This window comes from Streptosporangium subroseum, assembly GCF_900188345.1.
Taxonomy (GTDB): domain Bacteria; phylum Actinomycetota; class Actinomycetes; order Streptosporangiales; family Streptosporangiaceae; genus Streptosporangium; species Streptosporangium subroseum.
The window spans coordinates 1-16,532 of record NZ_FZOD01000065.1 but is presented as its reverse complement, the minus strand read 5'-3'; the positions used below and the strand labels follow the sequence as shown (position 1 = coordinate 16,532).

Sequence of the window (16,532 nt, the reverse complement as noted above, 5' to 3'; positions counted from 1 at the left end):
TGTCATGAGCGTGTAATGAATATCCGGATCGTAAGGAAGTGGTCTGGCCACAGCGGATACTCGAACGGTGGCCAGAGTGATGCTGATCGAGGACGATTCGTCCGTACGGGAAGGATTGCGCCTGTCGCTCAGCAGGCACGGGCACGAGGTCGACGTCGCGCGGACGGGTGAGGACGGACTGAGGCGGTTGCTCACCGCTCCCGCGGACATCGTCGTGCTCGACCTGATGCTCCCCGGAATCGACGGGTTCGAGGTGTGCCGCCGGATCCGGGCCGGCGGACCCACGCCCATCGTCATGCTCACCGCCCGCGGCGACGATCTTGATGTCGTCAGCGGTCTCGAAGCGGGGGCGGACGACTACGTGATCAAGCCGGTACGGCCACGCGTACTGGAAGCACGGATCCGCGCGGTGCTGCGGCGCGGAGGCCCGGCGACCGAGACCGAGCCGGGGTCCGCGACCGGGCAGGAGGTCCACGGCGACCTGACGATCGATCGCGGCGCCCTCACCGTGTCCAAAGGCGACGTCCCGATCACCCTGCCACCGATGGAGCTGCGGCTGCTGCTGGAGCTGTCGGCGGCCTACCGCCAGGTGTTCAGCCGCCAGCAACTCCTGGAGTCGGTCTGGGAGCTCGACTTCCTGGGTGACTCCCGACTGGTGGACGCGTGCGTTCAGCGGTTGCGGACGAAAATCGAGGATGTCCCGTCCAAGCCCCGGTACATACAGACCGTGCGCGGGTTCGGATACCGGTTCGGACCTCTATGAACCGTTCGCGGTGCGAGACGACGTGATGCACGGTGATCGAATGATCCCGGGCGATGCCGGCGGAGGGCGGCCAGGAACCGACGGAGGACGGTCCGCGACCGGCGGGGAGTCGCCCGGAATCGACGGCGGGCAGCTCAGCGCCGGCGGAGAGCAGCCCAGAACCAGAGGTGAGCGGTCCAGAAGATGGAGGCCGCGACTTCCGATCTGGGTGCGCGGATTGAGGGCCCGGCTGGTGATCGTCTGCGTGCTCCTCGCCGGACTCAGCGCCCTGACCGCCGCCGGGTTGATCTACCGCCAGGCGCGCGACCTCATGCTGACGCGTACGGAGGGGTCGGTCGTCAACGAGTTCCGGCTGCGCGTCGCGACCCTCACCGAGAACATGCAGCACCCGCCGGACCGTGCGGCGCTGCAGCAACTGGCCAACGGGGTCGCGCCCTCGTTCCTGGAGGCGACCGGCGCCGCCGCCTACCGCGACTCGGGGCTGATCGCCTCGGGGGACGACACCGGCCCGATCACCTCCGCGCTGCGCCGTACCGTCGTCGAGCGGAACCGCCTGTTCTACCAGCGCGTCGTCCGCTCCGGCATCCCGTACCTCGTGGTCGGCACGCCGGTGATGCTGGGCAAGCAGGCGGCTCCGTCGGGCGTGGAGGCCTATCTCGTGACCCCGCTCAGCAAGGAGGAGGGGGACGAGGCCGCGCTGGTGACGGCGGCCCAGAACGGGGCGATTCCCGTCGTGCTGCTGGCCGTGGTGCTCGCCCTCGTGGCGGCGAGAGGTGTGCTGCGCCCGGTGCGCGATCTCGACCGGGCCGCCCGCAGGCTCGGCACGGGTGAGCTGGACACGCGCCTGAAGGTGAGCGGCGGCGACGAACTGGCCAGGCTGGTGAAGACCTTCAACAACACGGCCGCCGCCCTGGAGACCAACGTGTCCGAGCTGCGCGGCATGGAGGTCAAGGCCCGCCGGTTCGTCGCCGACGTGTCCCATGAGCTGCGCACTCCCCTGGCGTCCATCCTGGTGATGGCCGACATGTTCGAGGAGGAGGCCGGTCGCCTCGAAGGCGATCTGGGACAGGCGGCCCGCCTGATGAACCTTGAGGTGGGCCGGCTGGTGAGGCTCGTCGAGGACCTCATGGAGATCTCACGGTTCGACGCCGGAGCGGCGACGCTCATCCTGGACGAGGTCGACGCGGCGGACGCGGTCCGCGCCTGCCTGCGCACCCGGGGCTGGACCGGCCGTGTCGACCTGGATCTTCCCCTGGGCATCCGAATCCTTCTGGACCCGCGCCGCTTCGACGTGATCGTGGCCAATCTCGTGGGCAACGCGCTCGACCACGGCGCGCCCCCAGTCACCGTACGGCTGCGCGCGGACGGTCCGGGCGGAGCGGGTGACGTTGTCATCGAGGTCCGGGACGCGGGCAAAGGGGTGGACCCGCGGATCCTTCCGCACGTATTCGACCGTTTCTCCAAGGCGGACGCGGCACGGGTGAGGTCGGAGGGCAGCGGTCTCGGCCTGGCCATCGCCCTTGAGAACGCACGCTTGCACGGCGGCTCGATCGAGGTGGCCAATCGGGTGGGCGGAGGAGCCGTGTTCACGCTCTCCCTGCCGCGCCGCGCGGAGGCCGGTGGTTCGTTGCGAGACATGGAAGCCGGTGGATCGTCTCGAAGCATGGGGACAGGTGAAGCTCCTCAGGACGTGGTGGTCAATGAACCGGGTCGGAACGCGGAGGCCGGTGGATCGTCCCGAGGCATGGAGACAGGTGAACCGTCTCGGGATGCGGAGGCCGGTGGGCTGCCTCGGGACTCGGAGACGGGCGGACCGTCTCGGGATGCGGAGGCCGGATGACGATCGCTCGCGCGTGCCGAGCGCCGGTGGTCCTCGCATTGGTGCTCGCGTCGCTGGCGGCCGGTTGCGGGATCACCCCGACGGGCGTCAGGGACGGAGGTGACCCCGCCGTCGGGTTCCGCCCCAGCACCCGGCTCTACTTCGTGTCGGGCGCCCGGTTGCAGGCCGTGATCCGCCCCATTCCGTGGCCCCCGCTGAAGGAGACGCTCACCCTGTTGATGGACGGACCCAGCGCCGCCGAGCGTGGGAGAGGGCTCCGCAGCGAGCTCCGGCCTGGCGCGGAGACACCGATCAAGGTCACCTCGGGTCAGGCGAAGGTTCGCATCTCACTGCCCCGGCCCGAGCCGTCGGAGGTTTCGGGGCCCGCACCCGTACCTGTACCGGCACCTGCATCGGGGACGGCCCGGCCGGTCCCGATGCAGGCATCGCTCACGCCTCGTTCGACACTGTGGATGGGTCAGCTCACCTGTACGGCCGCGAGCGCCCTGGCCGCGCGGACGAACATCGACCCCGACGCCGTCACTGTCACCATCCAACGGGCGGGCGTCGCCCGGACCGAGTCCTTCCGGTGTTCGGAGTTCCCGCGCGGATCGGACTGACGTCCGCCCTCGTGCGGGGAACGTCCGTTCCGGTCAGGGTTTCGCGAGGGCGGTGAGGAACCGGCTCGCGATGGGCGCGGCTGCCTTGGCGCCCGCGCCGCCGCCCTCCACGATGACCGAGAACGCCAGGTCGCCCCGGTAGCCGATGAACCAGGCGTGCGACGGCGGTTTCTCACCCGAGCCGAACTCGGCGGTTCCGGTCTTGCCCGCCGTACCGGAGGGGAAGGCGACCTCGCTCGCGGTGCCCTCCACCACGACCGCGGGCATCAGCGTGCGCAACGCCCGCACCACCGCGGGCTCCAGCTTCCTCGGCTGGGCCGCCGGCAGCAGGGCCGCGTCCACCAGCCGGGGCGGGCGCCAGGAGCCGTCGGCGATCGCCGCGGCGACGGTGGCCATGTTCAACGGGCTCGTCAGGACGCGCCCCTGCCCGATCGAGGCCGACGCGAGGTCGGTGTCATCCTCGGTGTCGGGAAACTGCGCCCGTACGGCGGGCACACCGGGGTCCACCGGACCCCCGAACCCGAAGCCGGTGGCCACGGAGGCCAGCCGCCTGCCACCGAGCCGGTCCACGCTCAGCTTCCCGAACGTGGTGTTGCACGAGTGCGCGAACGCCTCCCGCAACGGGATCGTGCCGTAGTCCTCGAACCCGGCGTTGTGGAAGGCGAAGCCACCGATGTTCTGCTCGGCCGGGCAGGGCACGCTCTCGCCGGCGGTCATGCCGCCGGCGACCAGGGCCGACGCCGTGACCACCTTGAAGGTGGAGCCCGGAGGGTAGTGGCCCAGCAGGGCCCGGTTGAACCCGCCGGGTTTGTTGACCACGGCCAGGATCTCGCCGGTCGAGGGCCGGAGCGCGACCAGGGAGGTGGGCTTGTCCACCGCGTCCAGGGCCGCCGCCGCGGCGCGGTGGACCCGCAGGTCGATGGTGGTCCGCAGTTCCTTGCCCGCCTTCGCGCCGCCGGTGGCGAGCGTGGCGACTCGCTCGGTTCCCTGGAGAAGGTCCACCCGTGCCGAGGAGGTGCCGGTGAGGTGGGAGCCGTACCTCTCCTTGAGTCCCTCGACGAGCTGCTGCACCGAGCCCGGCGCGTCCGCGGTGTCGATCCGGGTCCCGTCGGCGGCCAGGATCGGCGCCTGCTCGGCCTTGACCAGCACGGTTTTGATTCTCATGCCCGGCTTGAGCCGGGGGTGGACGGCCGCGGGGCTCCATTTCACCCGCCAGGCCCGATCATGCTCGACCAGCGTCAGCGAGCCGTCGTAGGACCAGTTCACCGGCCCGTCCAGCGTCGCGTGGAAGGCGACCTCGGAATCCGTGCTCCCGGTCACCTCGAAGCCGGCCTTTGACAGCTTCAGGTCGGTCCGGAACCGCGTGTACCAGCGGTCGAAGTCGCCCGGCGGCTCGACCGTGAGCGCCCGCATCGCCGGGTAGTCCTGCCGGGTCCAGGCGGCCAGGAAGTCGCGAGCCGTCTCCTCTGCGGATCCGGGAGTGTGCAGCGCCCACATGCCCGCGCCGACCGCCGCGACCGGCACCAGCACTGCCACCACTGCCAGGTGTTTGCGTTTCACGAGTCGTCCCCCTTGTCGTCTCGCGGTCGAGAAGACCAGAAGGATGGCGTTTATGTCCAATATTGATATCTAAAAGAGGTTGATATCCGAATTGATATAGTCGCTGCTCATGGACCTGGTACGGCATCTGCGCTACTTCACCGTCGTCGCCGAGGAGCTTCATTTCGGCAACGCGGCGATCCGGCTCGGCATGGCCCAGCCGCCGCTCAGCCAGCGCATCCGGCGGCTGGAGGAGGAGCTCGGCGTGCGGCTGTTCGACCGCTCCAGCCGTCAGGTCCGGCTCACCGAGGCGGGACGGCTGCTGCTGGCCGAGGCCCGCGAGATCGTCGCGAGGGTGGACCGGCTGCGTGACCTGGCCGGGCGCGGGGAGAGCGCGGTGCTGCGGGTGGGGATCCCGCCCGACCTGGGATCCTCGGTGATCGCGGCGCTGATCGCCGGATTCCGAGAACGCATGCCCGAGGTACGGCCGGCGCCGGCCGAGATGTGGAGCGCCGACCAGGTCGTGGCGCTCACCGGCGGCGCCCTGGACGTGGGCGTGGTACGCCACCCGGTGGCCGCCCCCGGGTTGAGCTTCGGCCCGGTGCTCGTCCAGCGCCCCGGCGTGGTGCTGGACGAGACTGACCCGCTCGCGGCGCTGTCGTCGGTGCATCTCGCCGACCTGGACGGGCGGCAGCTCGTGCTCTTCCCCCGGGAGCCGGGACTGCACGAGGAGACACTCGCCGAGTGCCGCCGCCACGGGTTCGTCCCCGACGAGGTGCACGAGGCGCAGACCCTCGGACTGGTCCTGGCCGGTACGGCCGTCGCCTTCGGGCCCCGGGTCGATCTGCCGGGACTGTCCTGGCGGCCGCTGCTGGGAAGCCCGCTCGCCTGGCGGGTGTCGACCGCCTGGCGGGGAGAGGCCGGGGACGCTGCCGTAACCTTCGGGGCGGTGGCCGTACGAGTGCTGAGGGAGAACGCGGGGATGACCGACGACGAGGCGGTTCCGCCGCGGAGGGTGCGGGCCAGACCGGCCTCCGGATTCCTCGCATGACCGCCATCGAGGGTCTGTTCCGCACGGCCGGGGTGACCGGGTCCCTGCACGTGATGGACATCGACACCGGCGCCGAGGTCGCCTACGACGCCGACGGGTCCGTGGTCGTCGCCTCGGTGTTCAAGGTGGCGCTGCTGGTGGAGCTCTTCCGGCAGGCGGATCGGGGAGTGCTGGATCCGGCCGAGCGGGTCACGGTTATGGCGGACCGCCACACTGCCGGGTCCACCGGAGTGTCGGTCATGGCCGACGACGTGACGATGTCGCTGCGCGACCTGGCCTACCTGATGATCGCGGTGAGTGACAACACCGCCGCCGACGCCGTGATCGACAGGGTCGGTCTGCCCGCGGTCAACACCATGCTGGCCGCCTTCGGGCTGGACCGCACGTGGATCGAGCACGACTGCCGGGAGCTGTTCTCCAGCATGGTCGAGGACGCCGGGCAGGAGGAGATGTCCACCGACCCCGCCCTGATCTCCCGGCTCCGGGCGCTCGATCCGGCACGCACGAACCGGAGCACCCCGCGCGACATGACCCGGCTGCTCAGCATGATCTGGCGCGACGAGGCGGCCTCTCCGGAGTCGTGCGCCTCGATGCGCAGGCTGCTCGGCCTTCAGGTCTGGCCGCACCGGCTCGCCGCCGGGTTCCCCTACGACGACGTCGCGGTCAGCGGCAAGACCGGCACACTGCCCACGATCCGGAACGAGATCGGCGTGGTGGAGTACCCCGACGGCGGGCGTTACGCCGTCGCCGTCTTCACTCGCTCGTACGGCACCGCCCAGAACCAACCCCGCGCCGACGCGGTGATCGGCACCGCCGCGCGGGCCGCCGTGGAACGGTTACGTGGCTGAACCACACCGCACGCCCCGGGGGTATGTGCACCCCCGGGGATGACATTCCGCCCGCCCGCCGAGAGGATGGGGCCATGGTTGAGGAAGGTGCGCTGCTCTGGGAACCCACCCCGGAGGTCGTGAGGGACGCCAAGGTCACCCGCTACATGGAGTGGCTCGGCCGTCCCGGTGACTACGAGTCCCTGTGGCGGTGGTCGGTGGATGCCCCGGCCGAGTTCTGGACGTCGGTCTGGGACTACTTCGAGGTCGTGGGCGAGCGGGGTGACGGGCCCGTCATCTCCGGCACGATGCCCGGCGTCGAGTGGTTCGCGGGATCGACGCTGAACTACGCGGCCAATGCGCTGCGCAGGGCCGCCACCGAACCCGACCGGCCGGCCGTGGTGTTCCGCGACGAGGCGGGCGGGCGGCGGACGCTCACCCTGGGAGAGCTGGCCGGGGAGGTCGCGCGGGTGCGCACCGGCCTGGCCGCGCTGGGCGTCGGCCGGGGGGATCGGGTCGCGGCATACGCGCCGAACATCCCCGAGACGCTGGTGGCCTTCCTCGCCACCGCCTCCCTGGGCGCCATCTGGTCCTCGTGCTCCCCGGACTTCGGCGCGCCGAGCGTGATCGACCGCTTCACGCAGATCGAGCCGAAGGTGCTCATCGCGGTGGACGGCTACGACTACAACGGCAGGCGGTTCGACCGCTCCCAGGTCGTTTCCGACATCGCCGCCAAACTGCCGACCCTGGTCGCGCGAGTACGGATATCCGCGCCGAACGACATCTCGGGCGGGACGCCTGGCGCGGAGAGGCCGGGCACGAACGAGACGTCAGGTACGGAGACGCCGGGCGGGGGTGATCCGGCCTCCGGAGACGGCAGGCATGAGCTGAGCTGGGCGGACCTCCGGGCCTCCGCCGGACCGCTGTCCTTCGAGCCGGTGCCGTTCGACCACCCGCTCTGGATCGTCTACTCCTCCGGCACCACCGGGCTGCCCAAGCCGATCGTGCACGGTCACGGCGGCATCGTGCTGGAGCACCTCAAGGCGCTCTCCTTCCACCAGGACCTGGGCGAGGACGACACCTTCTTCTGGTACACCACCACCGGCTGGATGATGTGGAACTACCTCATCGGCGGCCTGCTCGTCGGCTCGACGGTGCTGCTCTACGACGGGTCGGCCACCTACCCGGAGACCGGCGCGCTGTGGCGGCTGTCCGCCGAGGAGGGGGTCACCTACTTCGGCACCGGCGCGCCGTACGTGATCGCGTCCATGAAGGCGGACCTCAAGCCCGAGGGGCTGGACAGGCTGCGGGGCCTCGGTTCCACCGGTTCGCCGTTGCCGCCCGAGGGGTTCGCCTGGGTGCACGAGGCGCTGCCGGACGTGCAGCTCGGCTCGTTCTCCGGTGGCACCGACGTGTGCACCGGCTTCGTCGGCGCCGTCCCGCTGCTCCCGGTCCGCGCGGGCGTGATCCCCTGCTCCGGCCTGGGGGCGAAGGTGGAGTCCTTCGACCCGTCGGGCGCGCCGGTGATCGGCGAGGTCGGCGAGCTTGTGGTGACCCAGCCGATGCCGTCGATGCCGGTGATGTTCTGGAACGACCCCGACGGATCGCGCTACCGGGAGAGCTACTTCGCCGACTACCCCGGCGTCTGGCGGCACGGCGACTGGATCAAGATCCTCCCCGACGGAGGATGCGTGATCTACGGTCGGTCCGACTCCACCCTGAACCGGGGCGGTGTCAGGATGGGCACCAGCGAGTTCTACCGCGTGGTCGAGCGCTTCGAGGAGATCGCCGACAGCCTGGTGATCGACACCGGTCAGCTCGGGCAGGAGGGTCGCCTGCTGCTCTACGTCGCCATGGTCGAAGGCTCGGTCCTGAGCGATGACCTGGTCACGCGCCTGCGCGGGGACCTCAGGGAGGCGCTCTCCCCCCGCCACGTGCCGAACGAGATCATCGAGGTCCCCGGCATCCCCAGGACCCTCAGCGGCAAGAAGCTGGAGGTCCCCATCCGCAAGATCCTCCTCGGCGTCCCCCCGGAGAAGGCCGCCAACCTCGACGCCATGGCCAACCCCGAGGTCCTGCGGCACTTCATCCCGACCGTCTGAGCCGGCCCAGCGGCTCAACCGTGAGTTGCCGCGCCACAGTGAGGACTGAGAGACCCGCGCTGCGCGGGTCTCTCTCCTTGCTCATGCCGATTTAATCGGTGATGCCCGCCGGTGCGGAGTGAAGTGGTTTGTCGCCCCCGTGGTCAGTGACGTCGGGCCGCGCTGCTTCGGATGAGGCAGAACGGGTGCCCGGCCGGGTCGAGCATGACTACCAGATGAGGATCGTCCGGGTCCTGGTGCTGCGCCAGACTGGCTCCCAGCGGCAACAGCTGCTGGGCGACGGCGTCGGGATCCTCGACGACATACTCGAAGTGCGAGTGCAGCGGCACCTCGGGCGAGGGCCACGTCGGAGGTTTGTAGTCCGGCGCGGCCCGAAAGTTGAGCAACCGGCCCGCAACGTCCACATTTGCCCCATCAGGAGTCTGACGGGTGACCTTTCCGCCGAGCAGGGTGGCGTAGAACTGCGCCATGACGTTCGGTTCCGGGCAGTCGATCGTCAGAGCCATCCACTCGACCAGCCCTGACCGCTGCGCTTGATCCTCAGTCATGGCGGCCATCCTGGCATAACCGGAGATTGTGTATGCGACGGCACGGGAGGTGGGCTCTCCGTGCAGCCGCGCTGTTCATGAGATGAAGTGATTCGTGATGGGGCAGTTGTGCTGCCGTTTCTCCTGTGCTGCCAGCGCGGAGGTGAGTGCTTCGGCGGAGGAGCGCATGAATGTCTGACGATTGCCGGCCACTTTCTGCCCCTCGGTGAGAGTGGTGCGCAGAATGGCATACCAAATGGGCTGGTCGAGGTCGCTCACGCAGGCGATCTTCCAGTCAGGGTATATCTGTTGGAGCGTGGCGAGTTGGTGCACTGCCTGTTCCGCCTCTGCCTCTGAGAACCACGGTTGTTGCAGGGCGTGTTCCTCCGGGGGTGTCATCGCGGAACCTCCTGTCGAGTCTGAGTCGCCCGTTCGGACTCGTCGAGTTGTCGGCACAGTCCGCTCGGAGTCGGGGCGTGCAGGGTGCGAGAGCAGACGCAGTCCGGGGCCGGGCAGGGGCCGGTCGCGTACCAGATGTTGTTGGCTCGCCAGATCATCCAGGGTGGGAACGCGTGGCTGATATCTGTGGCGAGCGCGTCGGCCTGATCTTCGGCTAGTTGGATGGGTGAGTGCTCAACGGTGGCCGATGGCGCGGTGGTGGGTGCGGGGGGAGAGAGTTCGTCGCCGCACCCGCTCATGGGTGCGGCGTTCGACGGCGGATCATCGGCTCTCCAGCAGCACAGGCCACGCGACCGAGAACGGTGTGAACGACTGGGAGAGCAGACCGCGTGGGATTACGCACAAGGCGTGTGGACCGAACCATCAGGCTCCAGAATCGCCGAACTGGCAGGTGACATCCGCGACCTGAACCACGTCCTGACCCATACCCAGGTCTCGACCGAGCGCGCCACCTTGTTGCGCGTCTACGCGCAGTTGGCGGCGTTCATGGCGTTCGATCTGGCCGAGAGCTCCAGCGCTCGCGCCTGCTGGCGTTCATGGCGTGCGGCTCGCTTGGCCGCCGATGCCTCCGGGGATCGCGAGCTGAGTGTGTGGGTACGCGCTGGTGAAGCCTCCCAGTCGTTCTACCTGCGCCGTCTCGGGCCGGCCGCGGAGACTCTGGTTGAGGAGGCGGTGCATCTCGCCGATGGCCGCCCCTGCCTTGGCCTGGCGGAGGCGTTGAAAACTCGCGGTCGCATCCTCGCCACGCATGGACGGGTCGACCTCGCCCGCGAAGCCCTGGACGGTTTCAGGGACGTCTACGAGCGTCTTCCCGCCTCTGTGACCAACGATCACATCTCCGTGTGGGGCATGCCCCTGGAAGGAGTTCAGTACGCCGAAGCCTTCGTACTCACCATGATGGGAGACGGGGGAGCGGCGGCACCCATGCTGGAGCATGCCCTGGCATCCTGCCCGCAGGAGAAGGCCGGAGGAAGGGCCAACATCGGCCTCCTCCAAGCATGGGGGCTGGTCCAAGGCCGCGAAGTGAGCGAAGGGCTCGGCCACGCTCTCGACATCACGGCCTCTCTTCCCGTCACAGCCGCTCGACGCAAGATCGTGCGGGAGATCGTGACCGCGCTTCCCGAGAAGGCCCGGACGCTACCCGCCGCCCGCGAGCTTCACGCACTGACGGCCGGCGACCGGCCAACCTGATCCTTTGGTATCGCCGGTTCCATTCTCCGGCCTTGTCTGGGCTTGAGCAACAACGGAACGGTCAGCGGCGTTAGCGGGCCCACGCAGGCTGAACACTTGATCGAGTGGATCTTTACGCTGCATGCGCCTGCCTGAACGACTTCACCGCCCCGCTCCTCGCAGCCGGCCACGCCGCTCATGTTGCGCGAGCCCCGGCCTGCCAGGTGGTGGATTGTCCTGGCCGCGATACTGGTCGGTGGGACCGTCTACGCCGTGGCCTGGTGGTTGTTGAGAAGCCTGCCTCCGTTGCCGACGGTCGCGGATGAGGTGACCGCCCGGCAAGGCGCGATCCAGACCGCGCTGGCGGTCGGTGCCGGGATTGGCGCCGCCATCACCGTGATGCTAACCTTCCGCCGCCTGCGCCACTAGGACCGGGTGCTCGGGCATCTGCCCGTGTAATCGCAGAGCGTCCCCACGGTGCCGCTGGCTGCTGTAGAACGAGGGCATGGACGACTCTGCGAACGCGACTCCGCCCCTTCTGCTCGGTCGGGACGCCAACCGTGTGTTCAATGAGCTGTATGGGCGATGGATCGACGAGCACGGCGTCGACCCCGACGAGGACCCAGAGTTTCTTCGCTCTTGGCGGCGCGCGACTGGATGTGACCCCGAGACCGGCCTGCCGATGAATCCCGCTGAGTTCACAGCATTACTCGGCGGCTCGACCCACGATCGGGAGAAGCCCGCCGAGTAGGCCCGTTTCGCCTCGTGTCCCTTCGCGTCATTTCTCTTCGCCATCCATCTCACACAATGCTAATTCTGTGCCACATAGCGCGGAGGGCAGAGCCAGGGCCAGCGCACCGGCCACCACATCGGCTGGGGAGGAACCGAAAGTCCCGCTGGGAAGCCCAGGCCTGAAGGCGCTCAGCGGGACTTCCGTTCCCGATGTTCAACTCCCGATCGAGCGCGGCTGGGTGCGGTGTTGACCTTCGCTGCTAACGTGACTAGTCTAAAGCTAATCAAATTAGCCAGTACTTGTGGAGGACGGCATGACCGAACACCTGAGAATCGGTAAGAACACCATCGCCTTCGATGTGGCCGGGGAGGGTCCCCTGGTCGTGCTGGCGCACGGTATCGGTGACAGTCGGCACTCCTACCGTTTCCTCGTTCCCGGCCTGGTGGCCGCCGGTTACCGGGTCGCGAACGTCGACATCCGCGGGTGCGGTGAGTCCAGCCTCGGCTGGGACGGTTACAGCCGCACGGACATCGCCGGCGATCTGGTAGCCGTCGTGCGTCATCTCGGCGGCCCGGCCGTGATCATCGGGCAGTCGATCAGTGGCGGCGCCGCGACCATCGCGGCCGCCACGGCGCCTGAGGTGGTCAGTGGTGTGATCGAGCTGGCCCCGTTCACCCGTGCGCAGCCGGTCGACCTGGGTGGGCTGATCCGGGTCAAGCGCTTCCGGACCGGGTACACGCGGATGGCGCAGGTCATCGTCCGGGGACGCCTGGCAGACTGGAAGAAGTACCTCGACGTGGCCTACCCGGCCAAGCCCGCCGACTGGAACGGTGAGCTGGCCCGCATCGAGGCCAAGCTGAGCGAGCCCGGCCGGATGAAGGCCCTGCAGGACATGTGCAAGTCCAAGCCCACCGACGCCGGCGCCCAGCTGGCCCGCGTCACCTGCCCGGTCCTGATCGTCGAAGGCAGCCTCGACCCCGACTGGGCCGACCCCCGCGCTGAAGGGGAAAAGATCATCGCCGACCTGCCCGCCGGCCTCGGAGAGCTGGCCGTGATCGACGGCGCCGGACACTACCCGCACGCCCAGACCCCTGATCAGGTCCTCGCGCTGGCCGTGCCGTTCCTGGCCAAGACGGCCGCCAGTGCCTAGGGCCGGGCTCACCGCCGCGGCGGTCACCGAGGCCGCCGCCGCCCTGGTCGACGAGGTCGGGTTCGACCAGCTCGGCATGGGCCTGGTCGCCGAACGGCTCGGGGTCAAGACCCCGTCGCTGTACAAGCACGTCACCGGCCAGACCGACCTCGCCCACCGGATCGCCATCCTGGCCATGAACCAGTGCGCCGACGCCATCCGCGACGCGACCCAGGGCCGGGCCGGCACCGAAGCCCTGGCGCGCGGCGCGCAAGCGATGCGGACGTTCGTGAAAGCACACCCCGGCCGATACGCCGCAGCCAACGCCGCCCGCCCGACCGGGCCCGACGACCCCCTCATCGACGCCCTCAACCGGGTGGTCGACTCCTGGGCGGCCATGCTGCACGGCTACCGGATCGACCCCGACCAGCAGATCCACGCGCTGCGGATGCTGCGCACCGTCCTACACGGATTCGCATCTTTGGAAGTGGCCGGCGGATTCCAGTTCGCCACGGATATCGACGACAGCTTCACCTGGATGATCGACTTCATCGACCACGGCCTGCAGGAGACCACGGCCACCCCCACCACCAGCGCCCTCTCTCCCGCAGGGCCTCACCGGGCGTGACGCTCTGACCGCTGCGGACTGCGCTCCACGCCGGTCCCACCGACCACCGGTAGACCACGCGCTCGCCGAACCCCACCCCCTCCCGCCCGCACCAGCCAGAAGTGGAACCCACCGTGAAGCCAGTCCTCACCGCCGTCATCGACATCGACGCCACCCCGCAGGCGGTGTGGGACGTCCTCACCGACTTCGCCGCCTACGGAGAGTGGAGCACCTTCTCCGCAGCCGAGGGAACCGCTCAGGTGGGAAACAGGCTCACGATGCGCATGCCGGGCATGACCTTCAGGCCCACGGTCACCGTCGCGACGCCTGGCCGGGAACTGCGGTGGGTCGGCACGCTCGGCGTGAAGCAGCTGTTCCACGGCCAGCACTCCTTCGTCCTTTCTCCCAACCACGACGGCACCACCCGCCTGACCAACCACGAGGAATTTTCCGGTGCCCTGGTCACCCTGATCCGGCCCTTCCTCAGAACACCCAAGAATGACGGGTACGCCGCGTTCAACAAGGGCCTCAAGCAGCGGGTGGAAGGCCGCACCGAGCTCGGGCCCGGTGTGTGAGGTGCCGTCGCTCCCGCACCGGCTAAGGTGTGCCATCTCATGACATTCGTTCCTCGCTGTCAGGCTTGGCGGGCGTAGGACGCGAGGCGATCGGCGAGCGCGATAACGAGGTCGCGCAGTTCATCGGGGCGCTCGATGACGAACGGCCGGTCGAGTGAGGCGAGTGCCGGAGGCAACCAGTCGAGCCGCTGCGCCCGTAACTCGACGCGCAGCCAGCGCTCGGTCGCCCGGTCCTGGCCTGCCGTGGGCGCGTGCTCCTCCAGGCTCGCGACGCTGGCGGGAAGGTGGGCGCGGATCTGCTCAACGGTCCCGTAGATCCGCAAGGTCACCTCGTGCCGGTACTCAGCCGTGGCGAACCCTGACAACACGTGCGCAGGCGCGCGCGACTCGATCCGGGGAACCTCGGCAGGCCGACCGGGCCGGGTGATCGCGCCGATCTTGTCGGTTAGTGTCGACTGGAGTCAGCCCTCTTCCGTTCCCATCGCGCCTCTGACTCCAGATAATCTTTCTTCTCCGGAGCCAGAATCGATCGTGTTCGCCGCTACGTGTTCGACATCGCATGAAGTCGTGGGGTAACGGGTTTGCGACATTGTGGTGCGATGTTGGCCGTGGATATCAGGCTAGGAAGGTGTCGCTCCCTTCCTCTGCGGATCCCGCTGCTACGTCGCGTTCAGGAGGCCGTCTGCGTCGGGTGATGTTCGCTGTCCCTCGGATGCTGCTTGTCGCCTTCATGGTGGTTGGGGTGATGTTGCTGATCTTTGGGTTGGTCGTGTTCTTCGTTGACCCGGTGCACGTTCCCGACAAGCTACTGGAGGTGCTGGACAGACGGGCCAGTGTGGTCAGCATGTTCGTCGGCATGATGAGCCTGCTGGTGGCCGGGGCGGCGTTGTGAGTGCAACTGCACCAGCCGCCGTCACCGACCGGTGCTTCGTCGTCGGGGCCGGGCTCGCCCGTGGTCGGCGGATCCATGTCGGGCGGCATGATGGTCGGTCAAGTTTCTGGCGGTGGTCGGGTGATCGGCCCCGGCGGGGCGTCGGCCGAGGGCGTGGATGCGGTCGCGATCGGCCGCGACAACCATGGCGTTGTCATGACTGGAGACATTGCCGCCTCCTTCACCGTGACCTCACCGGGATCGGCCGAGCCCCGGCCGATGTTGCCCGCGATCACTGTGGTGTCCGTGCCGGCGGCCGGGATGATCGGGTTGCCGAGTCGTGCGTCGACGGTGTTTGTTGGCCGCGATAAGGACCTGGAGGTGCTGGGGCGGACGCTGTCGGCGGGGCCGGGGGTGATCACGCAGGCGGTGGTCGGGCTGGGCGGCATCGGCAAAAGCGAGCTGGCCCTGCAGTACGCCCACCACCACAGCGGCACCTATCGGCTGGTGTGGTGGGTGGCGGCAGAGAAGCCCGAGCAGATCCAGGCCGCTCTGGCCGCTCTGTGCCGGGCGTTGTGCGCCGGGACCGCGCCGGCGGCCGCGGCGCAGGCCACCGTGGAAGAGGCCGGGGCCTGGGCGCTGGCCTGGCTGGCCGCGAGTGAGGGCTGGCTGGTGGTTTTCGACAACGTCGAGGAGATCGATCACCTTCAGCCGTATCTGGGCCGCCTGACCAGTGGGCATGTGCTCATCACTAGCCGGCGTGACATCGGCTGGCAGGAGCTGGGCACCGTGCTGCGACTGAAGGTTTTGTCACGGCCGGCCGCGGTCGCGCTGCTGCTGCAGACCATTGGCGCCCCGGCCGCCCCAGATCCGGCCCTGGCCGAGGAGTTGGCGCAGGAGTTGGGGGAGTTGCCGCTGGCGCTCAAGCAGGCTGGCGCCTACATCGTCCGCACCCCCGGTATGGATCTGGCCAGCTATCTGCGGCTACTGCGCACCGCACCCCGGCAGGCGCTAGCCGCCGACCCCGACCGGCGTAGCGAGGTCGGCCAGGTTGTTGCCCGGGTGTGGGCGGTGACCGGGGCACGAATCGCGCAGGTGAATCCCCTGGCGGTACAGTTGCTGGAGCTACTGGCCTGCTACGCCCCCGATGATCTGCCGTGCGAGGTGCTGTACGGGCTGGACGGCATCGAAGAGGCAGCCGTCATCGAGGCATTGGGGCTGCTGGCCTCCTACAGCATGATCAACCAATCGCCGAACGGGCTGCGGGTGAGTGTGCACCGCTTGGTCCAAGCCGTCACCCTGGCCGGCCTCACCGACACCGAACACGCCGCCACCCGCGCCACCGCCGCTGAGCTGCTGCAGGCCGCGCTGCCCCAGAATCCGGAACGCATCTCTTCGTGGCCGCGCTATGCGTGGTTGCTGCCACACGCCCGCACGGTCCTGGCACCCGACTCTCCTGGCATGATCTCCGTCATCGGCTATCTGGTCGCCAGTGGCGACTACCGCACCGCCCACACCTTGCAACAGCGGTGCGTCACTGCCCTGCATGACAAGCTCGGCCCCGAGCACCCGAACACGTTGAGAGCCCGCGCCAACCTCGCCTACTGGAGCGGGGAGGCGGGGGACGCGGCGGGCGCCCGGGATCAGTACGCGGCGCTGGTGCCGGTACGCGAGCGGGTGTCGGGCTCCGAGCACCCGGACACGTTGAGAGCCCGCGCCAACCTCGCCTACTGGAGCGGG

General features: G+C 69.0%; 18 protein-coding genes. 14 read left to right on the top strand and 4 right to left on the bottom strand.

The annotated features are described in order from the left end of the window. The first annotated feature begins 67 nt into the window (after nt 1-67). The 3 genes from CHC08_RS38780 to CHC08_RS38770 all read left to right on the top strand — a co-directional run bounded on the left by CHC08_RS38780 (nt 68) and on the right by CHC08_RS38770 (nt 3,202). Nucleotides 68-763: a response regulator transcription factor gene (locus tag CHC08_RS38780; protein ID WP_089212379.1), complete on the top strand. Its 696-nt coding sequence runs from the start codon at nt 68-70 to the stop codon at nt 761-763. A 208-nt stretch (nt 764-971) separates the two neighbouring features. Next, nucleotides 972-2,603 carry a sensor histidine kinase gene (locus CHC08_RS38775; protein ID WP_245878833.1) on the top strand — a complete coding sequence of 544 codons (1,632 nt, stop codon included), beginning with the start codon at nt 972-974 and terminating at the stop codon, nt 2,601-2,603. Next, nucleotides 2,600-3,202, top strand: a complete 603-nt coding sequence (locus CHC08_RS38770) for a hypothetical protein (RefSeq protein WP_089212378.1) — start codon at nt 2,600-2,602, stop codon at nt 3,200-3,202. Before CHC08_RS38775 ends, CHC08_RS38770 begins: the two co-directional genes overlap by 4 nt. Nucleotides 3,203-3,235: 33 nt before the next feature. Here the strand turns inward: CHC08_RS38770 and CHC08_RS38765 are convergent, their stop codons facing one another. After that, nucleotides 3,236-4,762: a penicillin-binding transpeptidase domain-containing protein gene (locus tag CHC08_RS38765; RefSeq protein WP_089212377.1), complete on the bottom strand. Its 1,527-nt coding sequence runs from the start codon at nt 4,760-4,762 to the stop codon at nt 3,236-3,238. Nucleotides 4,763-4,871: 109 nt separating this feature from the next. On the opposite strand from CHC08_RS38765, the gene CHC08_RS38760 reads away from it, so the two are divergent. From CHC08_RS38760 to CHC08_RS38750, 3 genes are all read left to right on the top strand, one after another. Further along, nucleotides 4,872-5,792, top strand: a complete 921-nt coding sequence (locus CHC08_RS38760) for a LysR family transcriptional regulator (protein WP_089212376.1) — start codon at nt 4,872-4,874, stop codon at nt 5,790-5,792. After that, nucleotides 5,789-6,640 carry a serine hydrolase gene (locus tag CHC08_RS38755; RefSeq protein ID WP_089212375.1) on the top strand — a complete coding sequence of 284 codons (852 nt, stop codon included), beginning with the start codon at nt 5,789-5,791 and terminating at the stop codon, nt 6,638-6,640. The genes CHC08_RS38760 and CHC08_RS38755 overlap by 4 nt, the downstream gene beginning before the upstream one ends. A gap of 74 nt (nt 6,641-6,714) precedes the next feature. Then, nucleotides 6,715-8,721: an acetoacetate--CoA ligase gene (locus tag CHC08_RS38750; protein ID WP_089212374.1), complete on the top strand. Its 2,007-nt coding sequence runs from the start codon at nt 6,715-6,717 to the stop codon at nt 8,719-8,721. 143 nt (nt 8,722-8,864) lie between these two features. Here the strand turns inward: CHC08_RS38750 and CHC08_RS38745 are convergent, their stop codons facing one another. Further along, nucleotides 8,865-9,269 carry a VOC family protein gene (locus CHC08_RS38745; protein WP_089212373.1) on the bottom strand — a complete coding sequence of 135 codons (405 nt, stop codon included), beginning with the start codon at nt 9,267-9,269 and terminating at the stop codon, nt 8,865-8,867. Between the two features lie 75 nt (nt 9,270-9,344). Further along, the gene (locus tag CHC08_RS38740; RefSeq protein WP_089212372.1) at nt 9,345-9,647 is read right to left on the bottom strand and encodes a hypothetical protein; all 303 of its coding nucleotides are present in this window, start codon (nt 9,645-9,647) and stop codon (nt 9,345-9,347) included. A gap of 408 nt (nt 9,648-10,055) precedes the next feature. Here CHC08_RS38740 and CHC08_RS38735 point away from each other — a divergent pair, with 408 nt between their 5' ends. From CHC08_RS38735 to CHC08_RS38710, 6 genes are all read left to right on the top strand, one after another. Beyond that, the gene (locus tag CHC08_RS38735) at nt 10,056-10,898 is read left to right on the top strand and encodes a hypothetical protein (RefSeq protein ID WP_089212371.1); all 843 of its coding nucleotides are present in this window, start codon (nt 10,056-10,058) and stop codon (nt 10,896-10,898) included. 252 nt (nt 10,899-11,150) lie between these two features. Continuing rightward, a complete protein-coding gene (locus CHC08_RS50055) occupies nt 11,151-11,306 on the top strand; it encodes a hypothetical protein (RefSeq protein ID WP_179282463.1) in 156 nt (51 codons plus the stop codon). A 76-nt stretch (nt 11,307-11,382) separates the two neighbouring features. Then, on the top strand, nt 11,383-11,628 hold the full coding sequence (locus CHC08_RS38725) for a hypothetical protein (RefSeq protein WP_089212369.1): 246 nt from the start codon (nt 11,383-11,385) through the stop codon (nt 11,626-11,628). A 295-nt stretch (nt 11,629-11,923) separates the two neighbouring features. Beyond that, nucleotides 11,924-12,760, top strand: a complete 837-nt coding sequence (locus tag CHC08_RS38720) for an alpha/beta fold hydrolase (RefSeq protein ID WP_089212368.1) — start codon at nt 11,924-11,926, stop codon at nt 12,758-12,760. After that, the gene (locus tag CHC08_RS38715; RefSeq protein WP_089212367.1) at nt 12,753-13,367 is read left to right on the top strand and encodes a TetR-like C-terminal domain-containing protein; all 615 of its coding nucleotides are present in this window, start codon (nt 12,753-12,755) and stop codon (nt 13,365-13,367) included. Before CHC08_RS38720 ends, CHC08_RS38715 begins: the two co-directional genes overlap by 8 nt. 113 nt (nt 13,368-13,480) lie before the next feature. After that, nucleotides 13,481-13,921, top strand: a complete 441-nt coding sequence (locus tag CHC08_RS38710; RefSeq protein WP_089212366.1) for an SRPBCC domain-containing protein — start codon at nt 13,481-13,483, stop codon at nt 13,919-13,921. Nucleotides 13,922-13,980: 59 nt separating this feature from the next. On the opposite strand, the gene CHC08_RS38705 is transcribed toward CHC08_RS38710, so the two are convergent. Further along, nucleotides 13,981-14,250 (bottom strand): WCX domain-containing protein, encoded by a 270-nt coding sequence (locus CHC08_RS38705; protein WP_245878832.1) that lies wholly within the window; start codon nt 14,248-14,250, stop codon nt 13,981-13,983. 383 nt (nt 14,251-14,633) lie between these two features. On the opposite strand from CHC08_RS38705, the gene CHC08_RS38700 reads away from it, so the two are divergent. Together CHC08_RS38700 and CHC08_RS38695 are read left to right on the top strand one after the other, a co-directional pair. Continuing rightward, entirely contained in the window at nt 14,634-14,813 is a 180-nt protein-coding gene (locus tag CHC08_RS38700; RefSeq protein ID WP_143653520.1) for a hypothetical protein, read from the top strand. A 195-nt stretch (nt 14,814-15,008) separates the two neighbouring features. Beyond that, nucleotides 15,009-16,532 (top strand): tetratricopeptide repeat protein (locus CHC08_RS38695; protein ID WP_179282462.1); only part of this gene is annotated, 1,524 nt, incomplete at its 3' end.

Excerpts from the sequence above, each read along its gene's own strand:
- CHC08_RS38770 (WP_089212378.1), top strand. The coding sequence starts at position 2,600 with ATGACGATCGCTCGCGCGTGCCGAGCGCCGGTGGTCCTCGCATTGGTG.
- CHC08_RS38760 (WP_089212376.1), top strand. The coding sequence starts at position 4,872 with ATGGACCTGGTACGGCATCTGCGCTACTTCACCGTCGTCGCCGAGGAG.
- CHC08_RS38755 (WP_089212375.1), top strand. The coding sequence starts at position 5,789 with ATGACCGCCATCGAGGGTCTGTTCCGCACGGCCGGGGTGACCGGGTCC.
- CHC08_RS38750 (WP_089212374.1), top strand. The coding sequence starts at position 6,715 with ATGGTTGAGGAAGGTGCGCTGCTCTGGGAACCCACCCCGGAGGTCGTG.
- CHC08_RS38745 (WP_089212373.1), bottom strand. The coding sequence starts at position 9,269 with ATGACTGAGGATCAAGCGCAGCGGTCAGGGCTGGTCGAGTGGATGGCT.
- CHC08_RS38740 (WP_089212372.1), bottom strand. The coding sequence starts at position 9,647 with ATGACACCCCCGGAGGAACACGCCCTGCAACAACCGTGGTTCTCAGAG.
- CHC08_RS38725 (WP_089212369.1), top strand. The coding sequence starts at position 11,383 with ATGGACGACTCTGCGAACGCGACTCCGCCCCTTCTGCTCGGTCGGGAC.
- CHC08_RS38720 (WP_089212368.1), top strand. The coding sequence starts at position 11,924 with ATGACCGAACACCTGAGAATCGGTAAGAACACCATCGCCTTCGATGTG.
- CHC08_RS38700 (WP_143653520.1), top strand. The coding sequence starts at position 14,634 with ATGCTGCTTGTCGCCTTCATGGTGGTTGGGGTGATGTTGCTGATCTTT.